Origin of the sequence: Peptoanaerobacter stomatis, from assembly GCF_000238115.1 — a bacterium.
In the GTDB taxonomy this organism is placed as follows: Bacteria; Bacillota; Clostridia; order Peptostreptococcales; family Filifactoraceae; genus Peptoanaerobacter; species Peptoanaerobacter stomatis.
In genome coordinates, this window is the sequence record NZ_JH414550.1 from 1 (window position 1) to 16,437 (window position 16,437).

Sequence of the window (16,437 nt, forward strand, 5' to 3'; positions counted from 1 at the left end):
TGGTGATTTGTCTGTTAGGGTTAAATCATATTGTGCCATCCCTTGTACGCACTGGCTTAGTTTTATTATCGGTATTGTTATTGAGTTTGCTACTAAGTATATTACTGCTATTACTATTATCAGTGATATTATGCTTAGTATTATCATAAATTTGCCGAGTGTTGATGATCCTTCTAATACTTCTGCTTTTGGTACTGATAGGGCTAATACCCAGTTTGTGTTTTTTATCGGGTATGTGAAATAAAATCTTTGCACTCCTCCTACTTTTGCCCGGAAAAAGTCTGATTCGGTGTCTAAAAATTTATCCATAAATGGTTGTAATGCTCCATTTTCTACTGTGGACAGATTATCATTGAATGTATATTTTTGGTGACTGATGAAATTTCCGTCGCCGTCTATGAGAAATGCCGCTCCTGTTTTTCCTACTTTTATGCTACTTACTTCTTCTATGATTTCTTTTGTTGATATGTCTGTTCCTACTACTCCTTTAGGTCTGGAAGTATCTATAGGATTTACACCTTCGCTTATTGTTACTACCATTAAGCCGTCTGATGAATTGTTATAAGGTTTTGATATAAAAGGTGTAGTTTTACCTATTGCTCCTTTGTACCATTCTCTTGTTGTATGATCGAATGATGTATCAGGTACCCAACCTGTTCCGTCATAATATTTACCGCTATCAAGTCCTACAAAAAATCCTGACGTTCCGGGTACTTTTTGCGTATAATATTTTAAATCGTCTATAAGTTCTTTTTCTCCTGGTGCTCTTTTGACAAATTCCAATGCTATCATATCTAAATATGATATTTTTCTTTGTATTAATGTTTCTATGTCGGAACCATATTTTTGAGCTGTCATACTCATTAATTGTTCCGATTCGTTTGTCAATAAGCTGTCTGAATATTTGTATGATACAACTGAAAGTATCAACAATACCAATAATACAGGCACTCCTATGGATGCCAACATTCTACTTCTTAGTTTCATATTAATCTCCTATTCTAACAATAATTTAAATATACCCTTATGTCAAAACCGAGATGTATACAAAATTCAATGGTAAAGTCTTTTTATAAATATAAAAAAACTGTATCCATATCATTTTCTTCATAAATAATACTGAATAATTTTTTAGGCATTGCAAAAATATGAATATGATTGTCATATCGTACGCTAATCTTCAAATTTTAATAAAAATTCAGTATAAAAATATTATTCGACCGTTAAATAATATTTTTTAATATAAATGAAAAATGATATTAAACTTTATTTTATATTTTACCAATTTTAATAAATATAGTCCAGTATAAATTTACTATTTTTCATTTCAAATTATTTCTAAAAAATAATACGATGCCCAAATATAATTAATTTGTAGTAAAATACAAAAAAGCGACTATTATAAAAATTTTATTGAAAATAGTCGCTTTTTTATTTATGAGTTATCCTATATACCGATTTTAGTATTCTAATTCTACTGCCGATTCTACCGCTTTCAATAATTTACCGTTTGTAATTACTTCTGTTACTTTGTTTAACTCTTGATACATTTGAATATCTGTATCCACCTCGATGAATTTAGAAGCTTCTCTTATTACATCATAAGCTTTTTGTGTTCCTTTTCCTAATTTGAAGCCTTTGTCAGCTCTGAAGTCTATAGCTTGGCAAGCCGCCATTAATTCTGTAGCTAATACTCTTTTTGCATTGCTTACTATATCTCTTGCTGTTCTTGCCGCTATTGTTCCCATACTTACAAGGTCTTCCTGATTGGCTGATGAAGGTATTGAATCTACTGACGCAGGATGAGCAAGTATCTTATTTTCTGATACTAATGCTGCTGCTGCATATTGAGTAATCATATATCCTGAGTTAAGACCGCCGTGTTTTGTTAAGAATGCAGGAAGATCATTTAATTGCGGATTTATTAATCTTTCCAATCTTCTTTCCGATACATTTGCTATTTCAGCAGCTCCTATGCCTAAGAAGTCAAATGGTTGTGCCATTGGTTCTCCGTGGAAGTTTCCACCTGATATTACGTCGCCTTCTCTTGTTACTATCGGATTGTCAGTTACTGAGTTAAGCTCTATTTCTACTTTTGATTTTACATAAGATATTGTGTCTTTGCTTGCTCCATGTATTTGCGGTACGCATCTTAATGAGTATGCATCTTGTACTCTAAGTTCAGCTTGTCTTGTAGTATATGTGCTGCCTTCTACTAATTTTAACATATTTCTTGCTGTTACCACTTGTCCATGATGATTTCTTATTACATGAAGTCTTTCATCAAATGCATCTGTTATTCCTCTAAGTGCTTCTAATGAAAGTGCCGCCGCTATATCTCCAACTTTTAGTAATTCTATTGCGTCATAAGTTGCTAATGCTCCTACTGATGTTAAAACTTGTGTTCCGTTTATAAGAGCCAAGCCTTCTTTTGCATCCAACTGAATTGTAGGTATTCCGGCTTTTTCCATAGCTTCTTTACCTGTCATAACAGTTCCTTGATATTCAGCTTCTCCAAGTCCAAGCATAGGAAGTACCATATGTGCTAAAGGTGCAAGGTCTCCTGATGCTCCAAGTGATCCTTTTTCAGGTATAATTGGATGTACACCTTTGTTAAGCATAGCAAGTAGTGTTTGAACAGTCATAAGTCTTATGCCTGAGTATCCCTTTGATAGTGCGTTTACTCTTGTAAGCATTATAGCTCTTACTATATCTGTAGTAAGCGGATCTCCGTATCCGCAAGCATGTGAACGTATAAGATTTTCTTGTAGAGTTTTGCAATCTTCTTTTGATATGCTTACTTTTGAAAACTCTCCGAATCCTGTTGTTACACCATATATTACTCTTTCATTTTCTACTATATCATCTATTATTTTTCTTGAGTCTTCTATGTTTTTTATTGTTTCTTCACTTAAAACCGCCTTTACATTATGTCTTGTAACTGCGACCAATTCTTCAAGTGTAAGGTCATTACCTGTAAGTACAACTTCTTTAAATTCTTTCATCTTATTAATATCTCCTTTTTATATTTAAGAAATTTTTATATAAACCATACTTCAATTTAAGTATGTATTGCTTTCAAATTAATATTTTTTACACACTAAATGATATTAGGCAATATCAAAACCCTAATATATTTATATAGATTAAATCCTTATATTTAATTTTTTATTTAAAACTTGTATAAGATATTTTTGATTAGAATTTATCAATTTGTTCTATAAAATTTATAAATTTATGTGTACAAATCCACTACAGTTTATTCAAAATTAAAACTGCAAAAAAAAGACTTCCATATAATTTAACTGCATAAATTAAAAGTTTTATGAGCAAATTCGGTATTACCAATTTTTTTCTGCTATATTTTTCAAATATATAGCCTATTTGTATAAACAGGCTATATATTTGTTTTTTTACATATTATCCAAGAATTACCGCTCCGATAACTCCACCTATTATAAGAGGTATATCAAATGCTATAAATGTAGGTACGCAAGTGTCCCAAATGTGATCATGCTGCCCGTCTGCATTAAGTCCTGATGTAGGTCCAAGTGTTGAGTCTGATGCCGGTGAACCTGCATCTCCAAGTGCAGCCGCAACACCTATAAGTAATATTATAGACGCCGGTGAAAATCCTATTTGTTGGCAAAGAGGTACATATATTGCAGCAATTATAGGTATTGTTCCGAATGAAGTACCTATACCCATTGTTATAAGTAGACCTATTAACAACATTACGAATGCCGCTACAGCTTTTGAACCTTGCATATAAGCTGCCGCTTTAACAACCAATTCTTCAACCGCTCCGCTTTCTCTAAGAACATTACCGTATCCTGCCGCTACAAGCATAACGAATGCTATGAAGCCCATCATTCCGATACCGCCATTCATAACTTCATCTATATCTTTCCATTTTATACAACCTGTAACAACCATTATGAAAAGTCCCGCTACGGCCGAATATGGAAGTGATTGTGTAATTATTGAAACTACTGCTGTAACAACGCAACCTGCCAATGCTCCCCAAGCTTCTTTTGTCATTTTTACTTCACCATGAGCTTCTTCTGTTCCAGGTACAGGTATATCTTTATATTCTCTGTTTCTTCCGTATAGTACAAAAACACAGAATATAAGACCTATAAGCATAGACAATCCGCCTATCCACATTACTGAGCTTGTATCTGATACAGTAACTTTTACACCGAATTGTGATATGTTGTCAACCAATATTTGGTGGAATATAAGACCGAAACCAACAGGTAAAGAAACATAAGGCGCTTTAAGTCCGAATGTAAGTGCACACGCCATAGCTCTTCTGTCTATTTTAAGCTTATTCATTAATCCAAGTAGTGGCGGTATCAATATAGGTATAAACGCTATATGTACAGGCACCAAGTTTTGAGAAAAACAAGATATTATAGCGATTGCAAATATCATAAAGAATTTTTTGCCTGATAATACCTTCGATAATTTTACTGATAAAATAGTACCTAATCCTGATTTTGCAAGACCTACCGCAAAAGCTCCAAGTAATATGTAGCTAAGTGCTGTAGCCGAGTTTCCACCCATACCGTTAATTAAAACATCAATTATGTTGTTGTCGGCATCAGGTGCATAAAGCGGCATCCCTGCGGCAAGACCTGCAACTACTGCCGATATTATTATTGATAATAATACATTCAGTTTGATAAGGCACAGTACGCACATTACGATAACCGATATAACAACAGGGTTAAATAATAACATATCAAAACCTCCTAAAAATAATATTTCGCACGATATACACGATATATCAGTGCAGATTTTTCAGTCGGATTTTTTAAATATTTTGATATTAAAAAATATAAAAATACCTTTCAAATATGAAAAAGTCTATCAAAAATGTATTTAAAAAATCTTAACTGTAATATATAAATACGCTGAAACCAGCAGTACTTTCAAAATTATACATAGACAGTGCCTTGAGCTACTATCTCAACTTCACCGTTTAATACTATCTTTTTTAAATCTCCTTCGCTAAAGAAAGTCTCTATTTTGAGTATTCCTCCGGGCTGTTTCACATTTGTAATAAGGTTTTCCTGTTTTGCATATGTAAGCGCTGCTCCAAGTGCCGATGTGCCTGAGGCACAACTTCTCTCCCAAAACAAACTGTCGGTAGCTTTGACATATACAAGAGGCTCTAAATACTCTTTCTTGAAGTCATAAAACATTATACCGAATGCCTCATACTCTTCATTTTCAATGTAAGATTTAACAATATCAAAAAACAAATTTCTATCTTCTACATCAGATGAATTCACTATAAAATGAGTGATTCCGCTGAAGTCAGTCCTTACAAGCTTATACTTATCTTTAAGTATAATTTCTTTCGGTTTTTTTATAATAAGAGGCATCTCAACTTTCGACATATAAGTATTATCGTTTACCTTCTCCACCTCACAAGTAAGCACCTTATTAAGTCCGGAAGTTTCTATATTTACATAATATTTATCATCTGCTTTTTTTACACTCTCATGATTATTATGTACTAAATACGCACCTAAAGATCTCGTGGCATTTCCGCAAAACTCTCCACCCATCATCTGCAATCTCACCTTACAGGAATCATCATATGTATATGTAGGTTTTTCAATAAATCCGACCTGTTCAGCATAAATATTGCTATAATCCATAAGTTTTTTTGAGATTTCAATATGTTTTTTTCTATCCACCTCATTCAATATAAATACAGTCATATTTTCTACCGGATTTACTTTCACAAAATTGAGTTTCATAAATCATCACCTGTATTAACTTGTAAAAAATGTATAAAATAATTATGCAAGATTATGTTTAAAATTATATTTTCACCACGTCTAATAAAAGTCTATTTTAAAAATAAAAAACAATTTCCTTATTTTATATTTTTATAAAGCTTACATAATAATATTATCATAAAAAATATTTTTATAACACATTTTGTATATATTATATCAGCAAATATTTTTTTTAATATATTTTAACTATTTTTATTATTGCTAATTACATAATTAATGCCGTTCATATTGTTACAAGTTTGTTACCATAAGGATTATATATTATGTATATACTTAAAATGAACATCGTTAAATAATAAACTATGTCTTGTCATATGCTTTTAAAAAAACAATATTATACTTTTTTGGTGAAAAATAAAAGAAATATCAAATGTATTTATGTTTTCAATATTTAGAGATAATTATATCATTAAATTGATTTTCGTCAATAGAACGTCTAATTTATTTTTTTAATATATTTTCGTATTATTTATTATATTTTTTATAAAATATCCTCTATTCTTTGTATTTATAATATTTTTATATATTCTAAAAATTTTGAATAAAAAAATCTTTCCGAGATAATTTCAGAAAGATTTTTTTAAATAATTTTGATAATACTGTTTGTCCAATTAAAAATATTTTAAATATAGGCTTGTGTTACAATCAACTTTTATCTGCCGAAATATTCATTTACACCAGATAAAATTGCGTCTGCCAATAATTCCTGATATTCCTGCGACATATTTTTCTGTACTTCTGCTTTATTTGACATAAAACCTAATTCTACCAATATAGCTGGTGATGTTGTCTTTTTTATAACAACAAAAGGCATGGATTTAATATTTCTATTAACTGCTTTAGACGATGATATTAGATGTTTTTGAATTATTTGTGCCAACTGTTTGCTGTCTGATGATATATGATAAAAACTCTCTATACCGCTTGCCGACGTATTACTGTCAGCCGAGTTGTGATGCATTGATATAAATATATCCGGATCTTTACTGTTCGAAAAACTTGCTATATCATTCAGCGGTACAAATGTATCGTCTTCTCTTGTCATAAAAACTTCATAACTCGCGTTTATAAGTTTTTGTTTCAATCTGCGTGCAACTTGAATATTAAGTGTCTTCTCATTTATATTAAACTCTTTGTTTATAGCACCTGCATCTTTACCTCCATGACCGGGATCCAAAACTATTCTCGGAGTTTGCCTGTCTTGTTTTTTCAATTTGATTATAGTTGAAGTAGCCGAAATTTTATTTATATCCACTGTAACTCTATCGCCTAATGCAACTTTAATGACATAGTTATTGCCTTCTTCTGAAACTGTCATATTCTTTACCAATCTGTTGGATATGTTAAAATCACCTGTATTAAGTTTTATTTTGTCTTTTGCTATATTAAATTCAAGCATATTGCTGTCAGAGGATAAATTTTGAATAGTTTCTTCTTTTGATGTTGTTATGTTTATACTTCCTGTTTTTCTGTCAAATTCATACTTAAATTCTTCGCCTTGTTTAATTACAGTTATTTTTTCTACCCTCAATATATTTTTCTCTCTAATTATTTTTAACTCGGAATTATTCACGCTTTCATTTAAAACTACTGAAAATCTTGTATAATTGCTATTTGAGTCATATGAAGCAGTGGATGATAAAAATATTTTACCGTCTAATTTTCTTTCCCCACTTTCATAAGCATTTAATTTAGCATTTTTTACATCTATAATAAGCCTTTTCGGCTCAGTAAGGTAAAAATAGTTTACATCTAATTCGCCATCATTTTGTACAACTTTTAAAACTTCGCCATTCAAAGCAGAAAAATCCAAACCTACTTCATATCTTGCATCAACTTTATTACTGTCATCAGATATATTTGGAGCTTCAGGAACTGTTGGTTTAGTCGGAGCTGTCGGTTTTTCAGGAGTTATAAATCTATCGACATCTTTTGGTACAGACGGATCTTCGTTGGAATTATTCACTATATTTTTTTCTTGCGACAATTGAGTTTTCTCGTCAAATAAAAGCTCCTCCAGTCCGTTTGAATTTAGAGAAATTTTATTTTGTTTTGCGTCATAATCTATAGACAGTCCCAGATTTTCTACTACAAATCTTATTGGCACATAAGTGCTGTTATTTATTATCATAGGCGCAACAGAATCTGTGACTGTCACATTTTTATTATCTATCTTAGCATTCACATTTCCTATGGATAATTCTATCTTCTTGTTAGAATTTTCTATAGTTACCTTTTGCACCGCTTCAAGCCATGTAACGTGATAGCCCAGTTTCTCAGATAATGCTCTTACCGGCACAAGAGTTCTTGAATTAATAGTGACAGGATCTACTCCTAACGTTGATTTATTTATGTACTGACCGTCTATAACAAGCTCAGCTATAGGAAGTTTTACAATCTTACCGTTTACCGTAAAATTATCATAGTCTATAGGCAACTTGGCATAGCTTGAAGTCAAAGCAATAAAATTCAAAAATAAAAAACACATCAAAAAAAACACATTATTTTTTATCTTCATACTATATACATAATTACATCTATATGTAATTATCTCCTTTCTCAAAGCAAATACTCTATATACACATCCGATTTATCAAATTTAACACTCTAAAAATTTTAAAACAATCTGCATCATATTGCAACATATGTAACTGTCTTTTAATTTTATTACAATATAAATTTAATAGTATTCAGCTTTTACATTATACTATCAAAAATTTAAAAATCAATACGAATTATAAAAGTTACAAAATAATTTAGATAATTTAAAATTTATACAAAATTTAAACTTATATTTTATACTAATACCTATTTGATCAATAGATATTATAAAAAATAATAATTAATTTTTTAATGATTATAAATCAAAAATATCCATTATCCTATAAGGTATCAGTATAAACGCATTAAAAGATATAAAATATGTAATTGATTATTTTGAAAAAGTATAATACTTTTATGATATGATTATACTATACTTTCAATCAGTGTTTGGTATTATATAATATTTCATAAAACAAAAAATTATATAAATCTTAATATTTTTTAGGTATATAGACCGATTGATATTTAATATTTTTTATAAAAAATATAATTTTTTTTGTAAAAACTATTGCCTATAATGTGAAATTTTGGTAAAATGTTTCTCAATGTTAAAGATAAATATTAAAAATATAAAGAATATATGCCGTAATTATTTCTCTAAATATTATTTTTACAATATTAAGTCCTATGTTTTTAAATTTATAAACATACAGTCGTTTTATAGGCATTAAGTCCAATATTTTTTGATATTTAATTTTTTACTATATATATTTTAGATTTGAAAGGAAAATTTATTTATGAAAAGAATACACGCTAAAAAAATGCTCTCGATAGCTTTAGCTATGTCACTTACCATACCGGCTATACCTTCACATGCAATATCAACAGATACCAAGGGACACTGGGCTGAAAAAACTATAACTTCTTGGCAAGAAAAAGGTCTTATCGCAGGATATCAGGACGGAACATTCAAGCCGAACAAACAAGTAACAAGAGCAGAGTTTATACACATACTTAACAGTTCTTTGAAGCTTACTAAACAAGGTGAGGTGAAATTCAGTGACGTAAAAGAAACGGATTGGTTCTACAAAGATGTTCAAATAGCTGTAGGAAACGGATATGCAAACGGAACTCCAGACAATATGTTTATGCCTAACACCACACTTACAAGAGCGGAGGTGGCAGTATTTATAGCAAACATACTGAATGAAAAGTCAGACAAACAACTGATGTTCAGTGACATAAATACAATACCGGCTTGGGCGAAAAGTTCAGTATCATTAATGATAGAAAAAGGATATATGTCAGGTTACCCGGACAATACATTTGCGGCAAACAACAAACTTACAAGAGCGGAGGCCGTTACTATATTGGATAAAGTTCTTACTCAAAAAGAACAAAACGAAATGAAACAAGACACAAAAAAAGATGATGAAAAGAAAGAAGAAGTTAAAAAAACTGAACAAAAGAAAACAACATCATCAGGCGGCGGAGGAGGAGGCGGTGGCGGTACGTCAAGCACACCTTCAATTCAAAAAGCACGTGGGGCAAAAACGGTAAAAAATGCGCAAGAATTGGTGCAAGCATTAAAAGACGGTTATAACGACATAACTGTAGACGGAAAAATAGAAAAAGATGTAGATTTAAACTATGCTCCTAAAGAAGAACTTAAAATAACTATAAATAATACACAAGACGGGCTTGATAATATCAATCTTACAGCACCTAATACAACAAGTATAAAACTAAATGATGACGGTATCGGCACAAGCGGAACAGTTCTTAACACACTCACAATAGATGCACCTAATGCACATGTTGAATCACAATTTCAGGCAGAAAATGTAAATATACTAAGAGTTGCATCAAGCACATTCAAAGCATTGGACTTTGTAGGCAATATAAACGTACAAAGCAGCGCAAAAATAGAAGTGCCTACAAACTCACAAAATCAATCACCTACAGTTACTATAGCAACAGATAAAGAAGTAAAGCTAAAAGGCGCATATAAAACAGTAAAAACAACTAAACAAACTTCTAATATAAAGATGGAAGATTCACAAACAACAATAGACGAATTTACACCGGATATAAACTCAACATCAAATACCATATCAGGACAAGGAACAATAAAAACAATAGAAACACAATCAGCATTAAATATAAAAGATATAAAAGTTAAAAACATAGAAGTACCTTCACAAACTAATAAAAAAGTATCAATCAATGTACAGGGAACTGCTGTAGTAGATAAGATAGAAAACAAATCAGATACACCTATAGGATTAAATGTAAACTCAACCGCACAAGTAAAAGAAACAGTCGGAAAAATAGAAAAAATGAAGATAGATATAAACAGTGTATCAATAACAGGAAATACAAAAGTAGACGAAATCCTAACAGCAGAAGTTACACCTGCCGGAGCAGATGTAGAATACAAATGGCAAGTATCAGATAATCAAAATACAGGATATCAAGATATAGCAGGACAAACAGATAAAACATATAAAGTAACAGCAGATAAGCAAGAAAAATATATAAGAGTGGTAGTAAAAGGAATAAACAACTATACAGGAGAAAAAGAAAGCCAAGGACATAAAATAGAAAAAATGACTCAACCTCCTTCACAACAAAAAAATATAGACAGCGTAACAATATCAGGAGTTGCAAAAGTAAATTCTGAGCTTACAGCAGATATAACTCCGCTTGGTGCAAGAGCGGATTATAAGTGGCAAATAGCAGATAAACAAAATGCGAATGACAGCGAGTATACAGATATAGCTAATGCAACAGGTTACAGTTATACCGTAAAAAAAGACCAAGCCGGTAAATTCATAAGAGTTGTGGCAACAGGAAAAGACGGCTACACAGGAAGTGCAAAAAGCACTCCTATAGAAATAGAAAAAATTACCGTAACAGAAGTAGAGATAGACGGAAATGAAACAGTGGGAGAAGCACTTAAAGCAAAAGTAAAACCACAGAGCGCAACAGTAACATATCAATGGCAGATAGCAACTGAACGAAATGGAAATTACACAGATATACCAAATGCTACACAAAGTGTATACACACTTACAGACAGCGATGCCGACAAATATATAAGAGTAACAGTAAACGGAACAGGTAATTATCAAGGTCAAAAAGAAAGTACACCTACACAAAAAATAAACAAGTTGGATATGTATCTGAAAACTACACTCAAACCGGCAACACAAATATTCCATACCAATATATCTGTTACAACTTCCAATACATTGGAAGCACAAGTCAATTTTAAATATTCAATTACAGATAATATGCAAAGCATTCCTAAAGGCGGAAGTGTATCGCCTACAGTACATTTAATTGATTTAACAACAGCCGATATGCTTAAACCTGCAGGACAAGATATTGATATAACTGAAGAGCGTTGCAAAGATATAGTTGATAGATTTGAACAAAAGCCTTACTACCTTACAGTATACGAATTTGACAATTCGACAGGCAAATTAACAGCATATTCAAGCACAAGATTAACAAATGTCAACGTAAACATTCCTAAGAGAAAAGAGTGGACATTAACGGCAGGATCATATTCCATAGATAAATTCACAATAACTGCAGACAGAGTGATAACAGTAGGTGCCTTTGAAAATAAAATTAAGATTATGTCAGAAAATCAAGACGTAACAAACAGCTTCAACATATCAGTAAAAGAAAGCGGTCAAAATGTTGATAAAAACAGCCATTTAAATGACGGTTTTTATATTTCAGTTGAGCCTAAAGCTGCATTTTCACACATATATAAAAAAAGTGTTGAATACCATATAACAATAAAAGAAAATATTGATTCCGTAAGTTTTAGCAAGACAGGTGTTGCACCGCAGGTAGGTGATAAATTAACCGCTAAAATTCTTGTAGAATTTTTACCTGGCGGAAAGAAATCACTTGAAGATATAAGTGCAGACTATAAGTATGACAATGTAACATATAGATGGTACAGAGTAGACAATGATGGAAATGAGCAAGAAATAGCAGGCGAAAATCAGAGAACTTATATTGTCAAAGAAGAAGATAAAGGAAAATCTCTGAGCGTAAAAGTAAAAGGTGACGGAAAATATGTTGCAAATCGTGAGGTTAAATCCGGCGGAACATTAAAAGTAATAGATAAAAAATTCGATATATCACAAGATGGTGAAGCATATAAAAAAGATACTACAAAATTAAAGATAAAAGTATTAGATAATACATCACTAACTGATAGCGATATAAAAATAGAAGGTTGGATGAAAGATTATACTTGGAAAGATATTAAAAAAGAATTTAAAATTATATCAGCTCCTAATAAAGAGTATGAAGTAGAACTGAAGGATATAGATAAATTGGATGGAAATCAAATAAAACTAACAATAAAAAATTCAAATTACCAAGAAGAAGTCATGCCTGTACACAGAAAACTAAACATAGGCGAGATTAAAAACGGCGGTATATTTGGAAAAATGGTAGGAAACGAGATACAAGATGTCCCACAAGGCGCAGTATTAAAAGATTTTTCAGCAGCACTAACGATTCATTCCCCGCTTCGTAAAATGCTTACTACACCATATGTTACCGTATACAGTAAAGACGGAAGATTAATCGAAAATCCTGATAAGCTCTTAGAAAATGGTATGAAAATAAGAATACACGGAGATTTATATGATAAAAACACTTATGCTGAATACACAATAAAATTAAAGAATTAAAAAGTTTTCAATCTATCCTTAAAAAATAAACAAAAAATAGAACTCCTGATAAATTATCAAGAGTTCTATTTTTATAATCATAATTTTACGCTGTTATTTAATACTAAAACCTGTTTAAAAAGCCATGTATAATCTGAAAGAATTAAATCAATCAGTAAGCAAAAAAACAAATCATATATATAAAATACAAAACATTTTAAATAGATAATAGCACAATATTAATCTCTAATAGCATAATAGAACAATTTATATGAAAATCCATAAATATTGTCATAGCTTATAAAACTTGCACAATACTATTTTTATATCGCTCTATTGAATTTTTGTATTACTGAATTACACTTTCAGTTTATCATATGTTATCTTCTTAGCTGCAAATATCAATATAAGCAGTGATATCAAAGCTGTTCCAAGTGCAACTATAACATTGTTGAAGTATCCGCCTATTATAAATCCTATAAATGACGCTATAGCTGTAACAAACGCATAAGGCAACTGTGATGAAACGTGGTCTATATGATTACAGTTTGCACCTGCCGAAGACAATATGGTAGTATCTGATATAGGCGAGCAGTGATCTCCGAATACTGAACCTGAAAATATTGATGCAAGTATGATTGATATATGACTCATAGCATCCATATTTACTATTATAGGAACTATTATAGGTATAAGTATACCGAATGTTCCCCACGCCGTTCCTGTTGAAAATGCCAAAAATGCCGCAACTACAAATATTATGGCAGGGAATATCCATATAGGAATATTGTTGCTTGCAAGATGATGTGCCACAAATCCGCCTGTGTTAAGATATTCTTCTTTTGTTATACCTCCTATTGTCCAAGCAAGAGTAAGGATTATCATCGCACCTACCATTGATTTGACGCCTTCAGTTATACACTCCATAAATTCTCTGAAAGCCAAAAGTTTTCTCGGAATATACATCAAAAAAACCACAACTAAAGCAATAGCGGAGCCCAGCACAAGTGATATGTTTACAGAAGCATTTCCGAAAGCATCTTTTAATGTAGGATTTGAGCCGTCAAAATATCCGCCAGTTCTAAGCATAAAAAATATTGTAACAACTATAAGTACAGCAACCGGTAATATTAAATCTATTACTTTTCCTTTTTCACTGTGTTTAAGCTCTTCATCATCTATCATAACATTGTTTGCTGATGTATCATCCATTTCAAGTGAAGCCATAGGTCCTATATCAAAGCCCACCAAAGCAAAGAAAAATACAGAAAATATTGTAAGTAATGCATAAAGATTAAACGGTATGGTAGATATGAAGACTCCCATAGGGTTGTCCACATTGGCACTTCCTATGTTTGACACAACAGACGCAGCCCAGCTTGATACCGGAGCTATTATACATACAGGTGCTGCTGTAGAATCTATTATATATGCCAACTTTGCACGAGATACTTTATTTTTATCAGTTATAGGACGCATTACCGCTCCTACTGTAAGACAGTTAAAATAATCGTCTATAAATATAAGTATTCCGAGTATTCCGGCAGATACCTTCGCCATGGATTTGCTTTTGATTTTTTCTCCCGCCCATTTACCATAGGCAAAAGAACCTCCCGCTCTGTTCATAACAGTAACCAACGCTCCAAGTAAACTCAAAAATAAAATCATCAAGCCGTTATCACCGAGCTTGCTTCCCATAAGCTCAAATATCGTTTGAAAAGTATTGAGTATATCTCCACCGGTAAATATAAGACCACCCGCAAATATACCGAGCATAAGTGATGATATAACTTCTTTTGTTATAAGAGCAAGTATTATGGCAACAAGAGGAGGTACTATTGATAAAACTCCAAATTCCATAAAAATCATCCCTTCTTAAAAATAAAATTAATACTACCTTCAAAAAAAATAATTGTCCTATTATACATAAAATATATTTAAGTGTCAAGCGAAATATATGTGAATTCTACTGTAATGTCCATAAAAATCTATAATTCTTTGACTTTTTCAATAAATAATTGTTGATATATTATTAAAATACTGTTTATATTTTATCTGTTTTATATTATAATATATCTCATATAATGAGCATTTTTTTAATAAAAGTTTTTTAATTTTTCACAATTATTATATAAATTAAAATATACACTGTAAAATTACTCAAATATTTTTAATATTTCGACAAAATAGGAGGATATATGTCTATTCTAATCACAGGAGGAGCCGGATATATCGGTTCTCATGTACAAAAACTATTACTTAAACAATCTGAGGACGTAATTATTGTTGACAGCCTTGTAACAGGGCATAAAGAGGCAGTATTATCCGATAAATTTTATCAAGGTGACATTCGTGACAGAGAATTTATGAGCAAAGTATTTAAAGAAAATAAAATAGATGCTGTAATACATTTTGCCGCTTCATCGCTTGTCGGCGAGAGTATGCAAGACCCTTTCAAATACTACGACAACAATTTATACGGCACAGCTTGTCTGCTTGAAGAAATGCGTCTGAACTGTGTAAATAAAATAGTATTTTCATCTACAGCCGCTACATACGGCGAGCCGAAAAACATTCCTATAACAGAAGATGATGAAACTAATCCTACAAACGCATATGGGCAAACCAAACTTTCTATGGAAAAAATGATGAAGTGGTTTGACAAAGCATATGGCATAAAATATATTGCACTCAGATATTTCAACGCAGCCGGTGCAGATACTGAAGGTGTCCTTGGAGAGGCACATATGACAGAAACTCATCTGATTCCTCTAATACTTCAAGTTCCTCTTGGAAAAAGAGAATATATAAGCGTATTCGGCAATGATTATGATACGATTGACGGCACTTGCATAAGAGATTATATACATGTAGAAGACCTTGCCTCAGCACATTATCTTGCTGTAAAATCACTTTTAAACGGAGATGAAAGCACAGTATATAATCTCGGTAACGGACTTGGATACTCAGTGTCACAGGCAATAGACGCTGCAAAAAAAGTAACAGGTTATGATATAAAAGTAAAATTTGAGGGCAGAAGAGCCGGCGATCCTGCCAAACTTGTAGCCTCTTCTGAAAAAATATCAAAGCAATTAGGTTGGGCTCCAAAATATCCACAGATAGAAAAAATTATCCAAGACGCTTGGAACTTTCACCAAAAACATCCAAACGGATTTTAGACAATATTTTTATCAAAATTCATACTAAAGATTAATAGACTAATAGAAAAATAGTATTGTGCAAATTTTATAAGCTATGGCAATATTTAGGGATATTCATAATAAATTATCTATTAGATATTAATATCCATGATTAAAAAAACACAAATATTTTTATTTAACATATTATACATTTAAAATTAAGACTATTGAAGA

8 protein-coding genes are annotated in these 16,437 nt (G+C 31.4%); 2 read left to right on the forward strand and 6 right to left on the reverse strand.

Features of this window, described 5'->3' with window-relative positions; all coding sequences use genetic code 11:
- From HMPREF9629_RS04345 to HMPREF9629_RS04365, 5 genes are all read right to left on the reverse strand, one after another.
- On the reverse strand, positions 1–987 hold a 987-nt coding region (locus HMPREF9629_RS04345; protein ID WP_009525138.1), incomplete at its 3' end, for a cache domain-containing protein.
- Positions 988–1,460: 473 nt separating this feature from the next.
- A complete protein-coding gene (gene hutH, locus HMPREF9629_RS04350; RefSeq protein WP_009525139.1) occupies positions 1,461–3,005 on the reverse strand; it encodes a histidine ammonia-lyase in 1,545 nt (514 codons plus the stop codon).
- Positions 3,006–3,420: 415 nt separating this feature from the next.
- Positions 3,421–4,746: a Na+/H+ antiporter family protein gene (locus tag HMPREF9629_RS04355; RefSeq protein ID WP_009525140.1), complete on the reverse strand. Its 1,326-nt coding sequence runs from the start codon at positions 4,744–4,746 to the stop codon at positions 3,421–3,423.
- Positions 4,747–4,943: 197 nt separating this feature from the next.
- The gene (locus HMPREF9629_RS04360; RefSeq protein ID WP_009525141.1) at positions 4,944–5,774 is read right to left on the reverse strand and encodes a diaminopimelate epimerase; all 831 of its coding nucleotides are present in this window, start codon (positions 5,772–5,774) and stop codon (positions 4,944–4,946) included.
- A 694-nt stretch (positions 5,775–6,468) separates the two neighbouring features.
- Positions 6,469–8,406 carry an N-acetylmuramoyl-L-alanine amidase gene (locus HMPREF9629_RS04365; RefSeq protein WP_040012678.1) on the reverse strand — a complete coding sequence of 646 codons (1,938 nt, stop codon included), beginning with the start codon at positions 8,404–8,406 and terminating at the stop codon, positions 6,469–6,471.
- 751 nt (positions 8,407–9,157) lie between these two features.
- Here HMPREF9629_RS04365 and HMPREF9629_RS04370 point away from each other — a divergent pair.
- Positions 9,158–13,084, forward strand: coding sequence for an S-layer homology domain-containing protein (locus HMPREF9629_RS04370; RefSeq protein WP_009525143.1), 3,927 nt, complete (start codon positions 9,158–9,160; stop codon positions 13,082–13,084).
- 336 nt (positions 13,085–13,420) lie between these two features.
- Here HMPREF9629_RS04370 and HMPREF9629_RS04375 read toward each other — a convergent pair whose 3' ends face one another.
- Entirely contained in the window at positions 13,421–14,923 is a 1,503-nt protein-coding gene (locus HMPREF9629_RS04375; RefSeq protein WP_009525144.1) for a Na+/H+ antiporter NhaC family protein, read from the reverse strand.
- A gap of 338 nt (positions 14,924–15,261) precedes the next feature.
- On the opposite strand from HMPREF9629_RS04375, the gene galE reads away from it, so the two are divergent.
- Complete coding sequence (gene galE / locus HMPREF9629_RS04380; protein ID WP_009525145.1) at positions 15,262–16,242, forward strand: UDP-glucose 4-epimerase GalE; 981 nt, start codon at positions 15,262–15,264, stop codon at positions 16,240–16,242.
- Positions 16,243–16,437: the final 195 nt, after the last annotated feature.

Coding starts and splice junctions, on each gene's coding strand:
- HMPREF9629_RS04355 (WP_009525140.1), bottom strand. CDS start 4,746: ATGTTATTATTTAACCCTGTTGTTATATCGGTTATCGTAATGTGCGTA.
- hutH (WP_009525139.1), bottom strand. CDS start 3,005: ATGAAAGAATTTAAAGAAGTTGTACTTACAGGTAATGACCTTACACTT.
- HMPREF9629_RS04360 (WP_009525141.1), bottom strand. CDS start 5,774: ATGAAACTCAATTTTGTGAAAGTAAATCCGGTAGAAAATATGACTGTA.
- HMPREF9629_RS04370 (WP_009525143.1), top strand. CDS start 9,158: ATGAAAAGAATACACGCTAAAAAAATGCTCTCGATAGCTTTAGCTATG.
- HMPREF9629_RS04375 (WP_009525144.1), bottom strand. CDS start 14,923: ATGGAATTTGGAGTTTTATCAATAGTACCTCCTCTTGTTGCCATAATA.
- galE (WP_009525145.1), top strand. CDS start 15,262: ATGTCTATTCTAATCACAGGAGGAGCCGGATATATCGGTTCTCATGTA.